Here is a 12,272-nt window from a genome sequence, read left to right on the forward strand (position 1 = left end):
GCCGCGACGACATGCTTAAACCGGAGTCGCGGTTGCGAACATTCCGACGATGACCATCAACCACATCAAGACGCCGAATCCCATCCACAGATAATTGGCGGTGGTCAGATTGTTATTGGCTGCGCCTTCCGGATCGCCGCAAGCCTTGTTGATATACGCCTGGGCGCTACGCATGCTGTAGCCAATACCGCCCAGCACGGCCAGCGCGACCAAGTTGCCCAGGAACGGGCCGAGGATGCTGGTGAGAAAGCCGTTCAGCACGTTGGCAACGACGAGCAGGACGACCAGCCCGGTGGCATGGCTCGCGAAATCCCAGCCCAGCGGTCGCTGCTTCGCATCCGCGTGCTGGTCCACGCGGCGGAACAAGGCGTGGATGAAGAAGAGCGCGAAAAAGGCGCGTGCCACCGGCCAGATATCGCTGTCGGTCGAGTTTTGCAGCTGGCATTGCTTCTTGTAGTTGCTCCAGTTCTTGTAGTACCAGTACACCTGGTACATCGAGAACGTCAAAATGAACATCAGCGTGAACTTGCGCTGCGAGACAACATAGAAGCTGTCATCGGAGCCGGCCGCCACTGGCGTCTTGCTCATGTCGGCTTGCGGAGGTGCATAAAGGTTATCTGTCATATAGTTCTTTCAGGAAAAGTTGCATAATTTTAACATAAATTTTCTCCTCGTGCCTATCTGACAACGGCGATTTTGTTGTTTTTTTGAGCAGATTGAAATCGATTTCATGTCGCCGGCCTTTGCCGCCGGCGGGTTCGACACGCCGCGTCCCCGACAAGCGAGCGGTTTCAATCGACTTCCTCGGGCATGAACAGGCTCATGACATCCTCAAACATGAACATGCTCACGAACACCACGCCCCACAGCAAGCATCCGAGGGCGATCCAGACGTAGTTCGCCCACGTCAGTTCGTTGTTGCTCTCGCCCTGCGGATCACCGCAACTGTGGTTGATATAGCCCTGCGCCAGGCGTTCGCGGTAGCAGGTGGCAAACACCAGGAAAAGCATCAGTCCGCTGTTGAGGTTCGTGTCCGACATCCAGTTCACGGCATGCGTGGCGCCCAGCAGCACGACCAGGATCAGCGCATGGGAGCGATGGTCCCACACCAGCGGGCGCGCCCTGGCCGCCGCGTGAGCGGCCACGGCGTTGAACAAGGAGTGGACAAAGAACAGCGCGAAGACGGAGCGCGCGGCCGGCCAGATCGTGCTGTCGGGGCCATACACAAGCCGGCTTTGGCGCCGGACGAGACACCAGTTCATGTAGAACCAGTAGAATTCGTATACGCCGACGGTCGCCAGGAACAGAATCGTGAACTTGCGCTGCGAAACTACGTAGAACATCTCGTCGGAACCAGCCGCCAGCGCTGGCTGGCTCATGTCGGCCTTGGGCGGCGCGTAGGGATTCTGGCTCATATGTTCATCTTATAAAATTGATAAACTTTAACATATGTACCTCCAAAGCATCCATCTCAACGCTGGCCCTGTCGCTTTCATGCACGTGCCGGTGGGCACGGCATGGTAAAGTGCTCCTATGCAACCCCTTAAATACCTGAGCGCCTACTCCGAACAGACGCAGGCGCAAGTGACCCAGCTGATCGCGCAAAACAAGCTCGGCGACGTGCTCAAGCAGCGCTATCCCGCCGCCCACGAGGTGCGCACCGACCGCGCCCTGTACGACTACGTGCAAGACCTCAAGACCGAATTCCTGCGCAACGCCGACCCGATCAACAAGGTCGTCTTCGACAGCAAACTGCACGTGATCCAGCACGCGCTCGGCCTGCACACCTTCATCTCGCGCGTACAGGGCAACAAGCTCAAGGCCAAGCACGAGATCCGCGTGGCCACCGTGTTCAAGGACACGCCGATCGAATTCCTGCGCATGATCGCCGTGCACGAACTGGCGCACGTCAAGGAAAAGCAGCACGACAAGGCTTTCTACAAGCTGTGCTGCTACATGGAGCCGAACTACCACCAGTACGAATTCGACCTGAGGCTGTACCTGACGCAGCTCGACGTGTCGGGCCAGCGCCTCTGGTGATGGGACCCGGCGGCGCCTTACCGCCGCTGCAAGGACCACTGCTGGTTGGCCGCATTATTGAGCGGGTACTGGAGGACGGCCGCATTGTCCTGCGTGCCGCCGCCCTGCAGGTCCAGCGCCATCCCGCTCAACTGGTTGCTCACCGAATGCCAGCCCGGCGCCGGACTGGCAAAGCGCCACTTCTGCCCGCTGCCGGCCCAGTAATCCCACTGCGCGATGGGCGTGCCGGCCGTGGTCGAGTTACCGTAGTTATCCAGGCTGCGCAAACTGCCCGCGTTGATGATGCTGTAGATGCCATCACCCTGCCCGATCACGTACCACGACTGATGTTTCGCGCCGCTGTCGGCGGCCTGCCGCACCAGGGCGCCGTTGGCCGTGGCCGCACCGGCCACCGTCAGCACCTTGCCGCTGGCGCGTGACTTGATCGCATACGCGCCGTCGCTGATGCCGCCGCAGCCGGCAAAGCTGCTGAAATTGCGCGTCATGCTCGGCCAACCGCCGCTGTAGCTCATCTTCAGGATGTCCAGCTTGGCGTTGCCCTTGTCGCTCAGGTCATAGTAATGGGTCGAGACGAAATTGCAGCCATCCTGCTTGAGCACCCCCACATGGCCCGGCCCCTTGTACTTGCCGTCGGTGTTGGGCAAAATCGTGCGCGCGCCCGCATACGGTCCCGTCACGCTGGTGGCGCGCAGCACCTCCACGTAGTAGGTGCTGTCGGCCAGCTTGCAACAGGCCCCGCGGTTGACGAACAGGTAGTAGTACTGGCCATTGCGCGTGATGTACGGCGCCTCGATATCCTGGTGCCCGCCACCCAATACCCTGGTCACGCTGCCAGCCAGCTTGCCGTTGGCCTGGTTGATCTGCGCCACCCCGATCCCGCCGAAGAACGAGCCGTACGACATGTACACCTTGCCGTCATGGTCGCGGAACAGGGCCGGGTCGATCGCGTTGATTTCGGCCGGGCTGCCGAACGATTCGACCACGATGCCAAGGTCGGTCCACGCCGGGTTTTTCAGCGACGCCGAACGCGCCACGCCGATCGCCGACGTCGTCGAGCCCCACGAAGAGACCGAGTAATACAGGTAGTAGTAACCGTTCATGTGGATCACGTCGGGCGCCCACATGTCCCCGCTAAAGCCGGGGATCTTGTTGGCGATCCAGCCCGGATAGGTGGCGAACACCGGCTTGCTCTGCGCCGACCAGTTGATCAGGTCTTTCGACGTCGAGTGCCAGATGCCCGTTTTGCCGGTGGTGAAGTTGAAGTAGGTGTCGCCGTCCTTGGTGACGGTGCCGGGGTCGTGCGCGTTCTTGACGCCGGCCAGTTCGATGGCCGACGCCGGGGCGGCGCACATGGCCAGGGCCAGCGCCGCGATGAGTGGTTTTAACATGGGTCTCCGTTATGGTTGTGCTTGCCCTGCCAACTCAGGGTAGGCCTGGCGCGCCTTGCGGACCAATGAATTTTTCGCGTCGCGCGATCCCCGTTTCGGTATCACGCAGCGCGCCGCCCCACCCCCGCCCTTCGACATTCTCTCCAAATGTTGCACTTCCGCATCACAAGTTATCAGGACGATTACGAAGGGGAGGATAATGATCGACAAGCGCCACCCTGCTCTATAAAGTCGAAGCTGAACCCCGCGCTGGCCCAATTCCCGCTAGCCTGAAAAACAACATTCCCGCACCTGGCCTGAGCCACGCGCGCGCACCGACGTGCTGCGCCTGCGCAAGGCATGCTTCACCGGACTTCTATTTATGACCAAGCTTGCTTCCCACCCTGCCCCTGTCGTCACGCGCGCCTGCACCCTGGCCGCCCTGCTGCTGGCCGGCGGCGGCGCACGCGCGGCCGATCCGGACGGCCTGGCCTGGACCTTCGGCGGCTTCGGCACGGCCGCAGTGACCTACTCCGACAACCGCCACGCCGATTTTTCCTCCAGCGTCCTCAAGGCCACCGGGGCCGGCTACACCGACGCCTGGAGTGCGCATGTGGACAGCCGCCTCGGCGCGCAGCTCGGCGTGACCGTCAACAAGCAGTGGTCGGGCGTGGTGCAGGTGATCGCCGAACAGCGGCTCGACCACAGCTACCGCCCCATCATCGAATGGGCCAATGTCAAATACCAGGCCACGCCAGACTTGTCGCTGCGGCTCGGGCGCATCGGCCTGCCGATCTTCCTGGCGGCCGACTACCGCAAGATCGGCTATGCCTACCCATGGGCGCGCACGCCGGTGGAGGTGTACGGCGCCATCCCGATCAGCAACAGCGACGGGGTCGATGTCAGCTACCGCTGGCGCGCCGGCGACGTCAAATTCGTCAGCCAGGCATTCGCCGGCGGCACCACCCTTGAACTGCTGGACGAGAACAGTGTCAAGGCGCGCAAACTGACCGGCATCTCGACCACCGCCGAACACGGCGCCCTGAGCGGGCGCATCAGCGCCTTCAGCAGCGAGGTGACGATCAACCTGGCCGGCTATCTGTTCGACGGCCTGCGCCAGTTCGGCCCGCGCGGCGAAGACCTGGCGCGTCAATATGAAGTCGAGAGCAAGCGCTTTAACGCCCTGACCATCGGCGCCACTTACGATCCCGGCAACTGGTTCGTCATGGGCGAAATCGGGCGCTTCACCACCCATTCCTTTTTCGGCAAGTCGGTTACGGTGTATTCCAGCGCCGGCTACCGCTTCGGCGCCTTCACGCCGTATATCGCGTTCGCCGGCGCCAAGGCCAAGAGTGCCACGCGCGACCCCGGCCTGCCGCTGGACGGCTTGCCGCCGCAGCTGGCCGCACCGGCCGCCCAGCTCAATGAAGGCCTGAACTACCTGCTCAAGAGCGTACCGGTCCAGAACACCGTCAGCGCCGGGATGCGCTGGGATGTGCGCCACAATATCGCCCTCAAGCTCCAGTACGACCGAGTGCGCCCGGGCCAGCATTCGCGCGGCACCCTGTTCAACGTGCAGCCGGGCTTTGGCGCGCACCCGCGCGTGAACCTCGCGAGCGCGGTGCTCGACTTCGTGTTCTGAGGACGGCGCCATGAACAACAACTCACTTCGACGCGTGCTGGGCGCCTGCGCCCTGGCGGTGGCATTGTCCGCGTCATCGCTGCACGCCGCCGGCGCCGAACTGGTGGTGATCGTCTCGGCCAAAAGCCCGGTCGCCAGCCTGCGCGCCGACCAGGTGGCCGACATCTTCCTCGGCCAGGTCGGCACCTTTCCCGACGGCGCCGAAGCGGTGGCGCTGGACCAGCGCATCGGCTCCCAGCTGCGCGACGAATTCTATGCGCGCGTGGCCGCCAAGACGCCGGCCCTGCTCAAGGCTTACTGGACCAAGATGATCTTCACGGGACGCGGCCAGCCGCCCCAGGAAGCCGCCGACAGCGCCGCCGTACGGCGCATGGTGGCCGACAATCCGGCCCTGATCGGCTACATCGACAAGGCCGCGCTCGACCCGAGCGTCAAAGCCGTGCTGGTGGTGCGCTGAGCATGAACGGCATGCGCGCCCGCCTCACGCGCCTGCTCGGGCTCGGGCAGGAAACCCATATCTCGCTGCCGCTGTTCGCCATGCTGCTGCTGGTGATGATCTGGATGGCCACCGACCACTTCATCGGCATCGAACGCACCGCCGCGCAGAGCGCCGCGCGCGCGTCGAGCCTGGAACTGATCGACACCTACGAAGCGCAGATGCAGCGCAACCTGGGCAGCATCGACCAGACCCTGAAAGTGCTCAAGTACGCGGTCGAACTGAAAGGCACGGCCGGCGCCCTGCCCGCCCTGAACCAGCAAGGCTTGCTGCCTTCGGGCCTGGTGTTCGTGGTCAGCATCGCCGACCGCGACGGCATGCTGGTGGCCAGCAATCCGCCGGCGCGCATGATCGACGTGTCGCGCCAGGGCTACTTCGGATTCCACCGCGACAGCGATACCAGCACGCCCTACGTCAGCCAGACCCTGCGCGACGACGCCAATCCCGACTGGCACCTGCACTTCACGCGGCGCCTGAACGACAAGGATGGCAGCTTCGCCGGCGTCGTCATCGTCGAAGTCGACCCGGCCTACTTCACCAGCGGCTACGAGCGCTCGCGCCTGGGCGAGTCGGGCGCGCTCGGGCTGTATGGCACCGATGGCGTTTTCCGCGCCCTGCGCATCGGCGACAAGGTGGTCTGGGGCCAGGCCGCGCCGCGCTTCGCGCGCGAGGCCGGCGCCGGCCAGGCGCTGGCCAGCAGCTGGGACGGCGTGCGCCGCTACACCAGCGTGCGCCGCCTGCACGGTTTTTCGCTGACCGCGCTGGTCGGCCTGTCCGAACACGAGTCGATGGCCGCTTTCGAGCAGCAGCGCCGCAACTACCTGTGGGTGGCCGGCAGCGGCAGCGCCGTGCTGGTCGTCATCGTCACCCTGGTGTGCGTCTGGTCGTGGCAGCTCACGCGCACCCGGCACCGCATCCGGCGTGCCCAGGAAACCTACGCCGCCGCGTCGGAAGCGAGCCTGGATGCGTTTTTCCTCATGCGCAGCATCGTCAACGACGGCGGCGCGATCAGCGACTTCGTGATCGAGGCGACCAACACGCGCGCCGAAAAACTGGCCGGCATGGACAAGCCGGCCCTGCGCGGCATGCGCCTGTCGGCCATGCTGCCGGCCTTTCGCGACAACGGCATCTTCGAAGACCTGATCAAGGTCACCCTGGACGGCGGCGTGCACGAAGCCGAATGGCTGGCCGAACTGAGCGGCGCGCGTACCTGCTGGCTGCACCGCCAGGTGGTGGCGGTCGAAGACGGCGTGGTGGCGATCGTGCGCGACATCACCGAGCGCAAGGTGGCCGAGGAACGCATCCGCCACATGGCGCACCACGACGAACTGACTGGCCTGCCCAACCGCAGCCTGATCCGCGACCGCCTGGACCAGGCCATCGTCCAGGCGCAGCGCCGCAACCGCTGCGTGGCGGTGGCCTTCATCGACCTCGATGGCTTCAAGCTGGTCAACGACGGCCTCGGTCACAACGCCGGCGACGAACTGCTCAAGGTGGTCGGCACGCGCATGGCGGCTTGCGTACGGCGCGAAGACACCTTGGGACGCTTCGGCGGCGACGAATTCATCATCATCCTGCCCGACCAGCCGGACAACCCGATGGCGGTCGCGCCGGTGCTGGAAAAGATCCGCCAGGCCGTCACCGAACCGATCCTGCTGGGCGGCCAGGAAGTGCAGGTCAGCTGCAGCATGGGGGTGGTGATGTACCCGCGCGACGGGGCCGGGCCGAACACCCTGATGATGAACGCCGACGCCGCCATGTACCGCGCCAAGGAGATGGGCAACAACAACTTCCAGTTCTACACGCGCGAGATGAACGCCAGCGTGGAAGAAAAACTGGTGCTGCTCGAAGGCTTGCGCGGCGCCCTCGACGACGGCCAGTTCCACCTGCTGTACCAGCCCAAGGTGGACCTGCGCAGCGGCCTCATTTTCGGCGTCGAAGCGCTGATCCGCTGGGAGCATCCCGAGCATGGCGTGGTCTCGCCGATGCGCTTTATCGGACTGGCCGAAGAAAGCGGGCTGATTGTCGCCATCGGCGACTGGGTGCTGCACACGGCCTGCCGCCAGAACAAGGCGTGGCAGGATGCGGGCCTGGCGCCGGTGACGATGTCGGTCAATGTCTCGCCGCGCCAGTTCGAAGAAAAGCGCCTGGTCGAACGGGTCGCCGCAGCCCTGCGCGAGAGCGCCCTGACACCAAGCGCGCTGGAGCTGGAAGTGACCGAAAGCCTGATCATGCGCGACCTGTCGCAATCGGTCGACAAAATGCGCGAGTTGAAGGCGATGGGCATTTCGCTGTCGATCGACGACTTCGGGACCGGCTATTCGAGCCTGTCGGCGCTCAAGTCCTTCCCCATCAGCACCCTGAAGATCGACAAGTCCTTCGTGCGCGAACTGGCCGACAATCCCGACGACCAGGCCATCGCCAAGGCGGTGATCTCGCTCGGGCACATGCTCAAGCTGCGCGTGATCGCCGAAGGCGTCGAGACCGAGCAGCAGTGCACCTTCCTGCGCGATAACGACTGCGACGAGATGCAGGGCTACCTGTTCAGCCGTCCGGTGCCGCCGGCGCAGATCGCCTTGTTGCTGGAGGAACAGGCGCGCATGCAGGCCGGCTGCGACAGCGCCGGGCGTCCCTTGTTCGGCCCGCACGCCGATGCGGCATGACGACATTAAATTGAACTAACCGTGGTGCGCGCAGGTCCAATCGGTACATGAGTGATGTGCCTATGTTCTGATTGGAGGTTTTTCATGCTGTCGAAACTACTCAAGGCGTTTCCCGGCGTTTTTTCGTTGCGGCCGAGCAGCGACTACAGCGAGTACGGCGAGTACGGCGGAGTTCGGATACACCAAAGCGCTGCCGAGATGATGCGCGACAACTGGGCAGGGATAGGGCGCAGGATGGAAGCGGCCATCGACAAGGTAGGCCTAGATGTCGAACAGCAAAAAAACAAGTAGGTATGTGCTATCGACGCCGCGTGAAGCGGGCCGGGTTTTCGGCAATTGCGCCGATACCTTGCCAAGAAGCCGGGAGCGACGCCGCATGTTCATATCCTCGCATCCTCACGCAGCGACAAGTGATGATTCAGCGCCGGAGCGGCGGGTCAACGTGGCCGCATGCCGCCGCCATGCGTCCACCAGCTTTCTGCCTCCCCCTGACATCATGCGTCAGTACGGAGCAGTCATCGCCGATGCACCCGAGCGCATCCTGAAAATACTCGAGGCAGATTCGGCCCATCTTCGAGAAAGACAACTGAACATCATCAACGCCAAAATGAACGATATCCAACGCGTTCACTGGATGAGCTACAGCTTCATCGCCGGTGGATACGGTATGGCGTTGATTTTCGCCATGATGAATAAGGATGTTCTAGCTGGCATCGTTCTAACCACCACGATCATTGGCACAGTGACTAGCTTTATGAAGCAGCGCCATGATCGTGCAACTGACGTCTCCGAAAAGGCGACATCTTCAGAATAGACCGTGAGCATCGGGCACGATGCGCTTTACCTGACTGATGTGCCGTCACGCAAAGCGCATCGCCACCGCACCGCCGGCAATCATGCCGACCGCGCACAGGCGACGCACGCCGAGCCGCTCGCGCAGGAACACGCTGGCGATCAGCGCCGCAAACAGGATCGACGTCTCGCGCAGCGCGGCGATGACGGCCACCGGCGCCGCCGTCATCGCCCACAGGGCCAGCCCGTACGACGCCATCGAAACAAAGCCGCCGAGCAGGCCGGTCTTCCAGTACCGGCCCGCATAAGCGCGCAAGGCCTGGCGCTCGCCCATCACCGACACCAGCAGCACAGCGGCCGACAGCGCGAACAGCCACAGTGTGTAGGCCAGCGGTGCGCCGGACCGGCGCACGCCGATGCCGTCGACCAGCGTGTAGCACGCGATCACGGCGGCGTTGAGCAAGGCGAACAGGGTGGCGCGGCGCGAGGGCGGCGTGGCGCCAGCGGCGCGCCGCAGGCTCATCGCCAGCACGCCGGCGCAAATGAGCGCGATCGCGCCATACTGCCGCAGGCTGAGCACTTCTCCGACGAGCGCGGCGGAACCGAGCGCCACCAGCAAGGGCGCGCTGCCGCGCATCAGCGGATACGCGTGGCTCATGTCGCCATGCGCATAGGCGGCGGCCAGCAGACGGTAGTAAGCCAGGTGGCAGCAGGCCGACGCGATCAGCCACGGCCAGCTGGCCGGCGCCGGCAACGCCAGGAACGGCAGCGCCAGCGCGGCCAGCACAGCGCCGCCGCTGGCCACCAGCACCGTGGAAAGGAGTTTATCGGGGCCGGCCTTGACCAGTGCGTTCCAGCTCGCGTGCAGCAGCGCGGCGAACAGCACCAGCAGCACGGTGGCGCCGGACACGTGCGGGTACTTAGCGTGCCAGCAGGCGCGCCAGCAGCGCCTGCGGCTCGGCCTCGACCATCATCAAGCCGGCATGCTCCTCGCGCACGAAGGCTTCGCGATGCTGGTGCATGACAAACGCGGCCAGCAGGTCGTAGAAGCCGCCGGTATTGAGCACGCCGACCGGCTTGCGGTGGATGCCGAGCTGCGACCAGGTCAGCATCTCGAACAGTTCTTCGAGCGTACCCATCCCGCCCGGCATGGCGATGAAGCCGTCCGACAGCTCGGCCATCATGGCTTTGCGTTCATGCATGTCGCGCACGATGAACAGCTTGCTCAGGCCGTCGTGCGCCAGTTCGCGTTCGACCAGCGCCTGCGGAATCACGCCGACCGCTTCGCCACCCAGGCGCAGCACTTCGTCGGCGATGACGCCCATCAGGCCCACCTTGCCTCCACCGTACACCAGGCCGATGCCCTGTTCCACCAGCGCGCGGCCCATGGCGCGCGCGCTGTCCGCGTACAGCGGCGAGGCGCCGTACGAGGCGCCGCAATAGACTGCGATTGACTTCATTGTGTGCCGCTTCTTATTTGAGTTTTCTTATTTAAGCTTTTTGAGGTATTCCTCGGACAGCTTCTGGAACAGCAGGTGGGTGTCGCCGCGCAGGTAAGGACCGATCTGCGAGAGCACCTGGTAGCAGCCGCGTGCCAGCGCGTCCGACATGGCCTGCTGCTCCGAATACTTGCGCGGATTGAGCACGTATTCGTACGACAGCCAGTAGGTGGCCACCACCACCATGTTCGTGGCCATGGCATTGATGTCGGCGTCCGACGCTTCGAGCGACTTTTCGCTGCGCAGGTCTTCGCACAACTCCTTGGCCACCTTGATCTTGTGCGCCAGGATCAGCTTGAAATGCAGTTCGAGCTTGCGGTTGCGCGAGAGCAGGTCGTTCAGGTCGCGATAGAAAAAACGGTAGCGCCAGATCAGTTCGAACATCAGATGCAGATAGATCCACACGTCCTCGATGTTCGAGCGGCGCCCGTCCGGCACCGTCAGGATGCGCTCGATCTCGGCTTCGAACTGCACGAAGATCGAATTGACGATGTCATCCTTGTTGCGAAAATGGTAGTAGAGATTGCCCGGAGAAATATTCATCTCCTCGGCGATCACCGTGGTGGTGATATTCGGCTCGCCGAACTCGTTAAACAGCCGCAACGACAATTCGAGGATGCGTTCACGGGTGCGGCGGGGAGCTTTCTGTAGCATGGCGGGGCGGTCGGTGTTTTTTCTCATGCAAGCATAACACCGAACATGGCTGCCCTCACAGGGTCAAATGACGATACCCTGGCGTACGGTCAGCCGCCCTGCCCGCCTTTCGGCGCGGGCGTTTTGGCCGCTGCGCGCTTGCGTGGCGCCGCTGCGGCCTTGGCTACCGCCTTGGCGGCCGGCTTGGCAGGCGCCCCGGCCGCGCGCTTGGCTGCCGGCTTGGCTGCCGGCTTGGCTGCTGGCTTGGCTGCTACCGGCCTGGCGGGAGCCGCCTGAGCGCTCAGTTGCGCCACCAGCTTGCTCAGTTCCTCGACGCGCACGGCCAGCGCCTCGACTTCCGCCCGGGTCGGCACGCCCATGCCGGCCAGGGCGCGCGTGACGCGGTCTTCGAACACCTGCTCCATCTTGTCCCACGATCCGGACGCCTGGCGCGCCACCAGTTCGGCCACGCTGGCGGCGCCCTCGGCCACGCCGCCGGCCTTGTCCTCGGCCATCGAGCGGGTGCGTTTTTGCAGGTCGTTGCCTTCCTGGACCAGTTTGCTGAACACCCGGCTTCCCTCTTCCTGCGCCTTGGCGAACGCGCCAAGGCCGGCTTGCCAGATCTGGTGCGCCGAGGTGCGCACGGCGTCGGCCAGTTGCGAGTCGTCCTCGACGGCCTGCGGATTGAGTTTTTTTGTCATTGCGGAACTCCGTGAATGAAATGTGGGTCGGATCGCTGCGGTCCATTCTAGTGAGCTGCGCTAGAGAGTGCGTTCTAAAGCGCACCAGGCGCCAGTCAGACCCGGGACGCGACGCGCGCCATTGTGTCATACACATGCTTGTTGGGCGTGACCTTGAAGCGCGCATCGCGCGGGTAGCACGTGTCCGCAATCGAGACGCCATACAGACCGGCGAGCACCTCGGCCACGGCCGGGGAACGGCTGGCGCCGGCGAAACAGTGCACCAGCAGCAGGTCGATCCCGTCGTGGTCGAGCACCTCCCGCAGGTCGCGCAGGAGGGTCCAGCGCGGGGCCGGGAAATGACGACTCGGCGAACGAACACGCCGATCCGAACACCAGTGTTTTCCGTTCCAGCCGTTCCGCCCCGTCGTACTCGATGAGGACCGACAGCGTGCCGCCA

14 protein-coding genes are annotated in these 12,272 nt (G+C 63.9%); 6 read left to right on the forward strand and 8 right to left on the reverse strand.

Going from position 1 to position 12,272, the window contains the following annotated elements:
• Nucleotides 1–15: 15 nt before the first annotated feature.
• Together F2P46_RS06095 and F2P46_RS06100 are read right to left on the reverse strand one after the other, a co-directional pair.
• Entirely contained in the window at nt 16–624 is a 609-nt protein-coding gene (locus F2P46_RS06095; RefSeq protein WP_166886193.1) for a hypothetical protein, read from the reverse strand.
• Nucleotides 625–791: 167 nt separating this feature from the next.
• Nucleotides 792–1,415, reverse strand: a complete 624-nt coding sequence (locus F2P46_RS06100; RefSeq protein ID WP_166886195.1) for a hypothetical protein — start codon at nt 1,413–1,415, stop codon at nt 792–794.
• Between the two features lie 118 nt (nt 1,416–1,533).
• Between F2P46_RS06100 and F2P46_RS06105 the strand changes: the two genes are divergently transcribed.
• On the forward strand, nt 1,534–2,040 hold the full coding sequence (locus F2P46_RS06105) for a YgjP-like metallopeptidase domain-containing protein (RefSeq protein WP_166886198.1): 507 nt from the start codon (nt 1,534–1,536) through the stop codon (nt 2,038–2,040).
• A gap of 17 nt (nt 2,041–2,057) precedes the next feature.
• On the opposite strand, the gene F2P46_RS06110 is transcribed toward F2P46_RS06105, so the two are convergent.
• The gene (locus tag F2P46_RS06110) at nt 2,058–3,428 is read right to left on the reverse strand and encodes a family 43 glycosylhydrolase (RefSeq protein ID WP_166886202.1); all 1,371 of its coding nucleotides are present in this window, start codon (nt 3,426–3,428) and stop codon (nt 2,058–2,060) included.
• A gap of 361 nt (nt 3,429–3,789) precedes the next feature.
• Between F2P46_RS06110 and F2P46_RS06115 the strand changes: the two genes are divergently transcribed.
• From F2P46_RS06115 to F2P46_RS06135, 5 genes are all read left to right on the forward strand, one after another.
• Nucleotides 3,790–5,049 (forward strand): hypothetical protein, encoded by a 1,260-nt coding sequence (locus tag F2P46_RS06115; RefSeq protein ID WP_166886205.1) that lies wholly within the window; start codon nt 3,790–3,792, stop codon nt 5,047–5,049.
• Nucleotides 5,050–5,059: 10 nt separating this feature from the next.
• The gene (locus tag F2P46_RS06120; RefSeq protein WP_166886208.1) at nt 5,060–5,506 is read left to right on the forward strand and encodes a phosphate ABC transporter substrate-binding protein; all 447 of its coding nucleotides are present in this window, start codon (nt 5,060–5,062) and stop codon (nt 5,504–5,506) included.
• A 2-nt stretch (nt 5,507–5,508) separates the two neighbouring features.
• Nucleotides 5,509–8,208 carry an EAL domain-containing protein gene (locus F2P46_RS06125; RefSeq protein WP_229509102.1) on the forward strand — a complete coding sequence of 900 codons (2,700 nt, stop codon included), beginning with the start codon at nt 5,509–5,511 and terminating at the stop codon, nt 8,206–8,208.
• An 84-nt stretch (nt 8,209–8,292) separates the two neighbouring features.
• A complete protein-coding gene (locus tag F2P46_RS06130; protein WP_166886211.1) occupies nt 8,293–8,499 on the forward strand; it encodes a hypothetical protein in 207 nt (68 codons plus the stop codon).
• The gene (locus F2P46_RS06135; RefSeq protein ID WP_166886214.1) at nt 8,474–9,022 is read left to right on the forward strand and encodes a hypothetical protein; all 549 of its coding nucleotides are present in this window, start codon (nt 8,474–8,476) and stop codon (nt 9,020–9,022) included. Before F2P46_RS06130 ends, F2P46_RS06135 begins: the two co-directional genes overlap by 26 nt.
• A gap of 45 nt (nt 9,023–9,067) precedes the next feature.
• Here the strand turns inward: F2P46_RS06135 and F2P46_RS06140 are convergent, their stop codons facing one another.
• From F2P46_RS06140 to F2P46_RS06160, 5 genes are all read right to left on the reverse strand, one after another.
• Complete coding sequence (locus F2P46_RS06140; protein ID WP_166886217.1) at nt 9,068–9,910, reverse strand: DMT family transporter; 843 nt, start codon at nt 9,908–9,910, stop codon at nt 9,068–9,070.
• A 10-nt stretch (nt 9,911–9,920) separates the two neighbouring features.
• Entirely contained in the window at nt 9,921–10,460 is a 540-nt protein-coding gene (locus F2P46_RS06145) for a TIGR00730 family Rossman fold protein (protein WP_166886219.1), read from the reverse strand.
• A 27-nt stretch (nt 10,461–10,487) separates the two neighbouring features.
• Nucleotides 10,488–11,153, reverse strand: coding sequence for a TetR/AcrR family transcriptional regulator (locus F2P46_RS06150; protein WP_054263370.1), 666 nt, complete (start codon nt 11,151–11,153; stop codon nt 10,488–10,490).
• A gap of 89 nt (nt 11,154–11,242) precedes the next feature.
• Complete coding sequence (locus F2P46_RS06155; RefSeq protein WP_166886223.1) at nt 11,243–11,833, reverse strand: phasin family protein; 591 nt, start codon at nt 11,831–11,833, stop codon at nt 11,243–11,245.
• Nucleotides 11,834–11,928: 95 nt separating this feature from the next.
• Complete coding sequence (locus F2P46_RS06160) at nt 11,929–12,129, reverse strand: hypothetical protein (protein WP_166886226.1); 201 nt, start codon at nt 12,127–12,129, stop codon at nt 11,929–11,931.
• Between the last annotated feature and the right edge of the window lie 143 nt (nt 12,130–12,272).

Source organism: Massilia sp. CCM 8734 (genome assembly GCF_011682155.1).
Taxonomy (GTDB): Bacteria; Pseudomonadota; Gammaproteobacteria; order Burkholderiales; family Burkholderiaceae_D; genus Telluria_A; species Telluria_A rubra.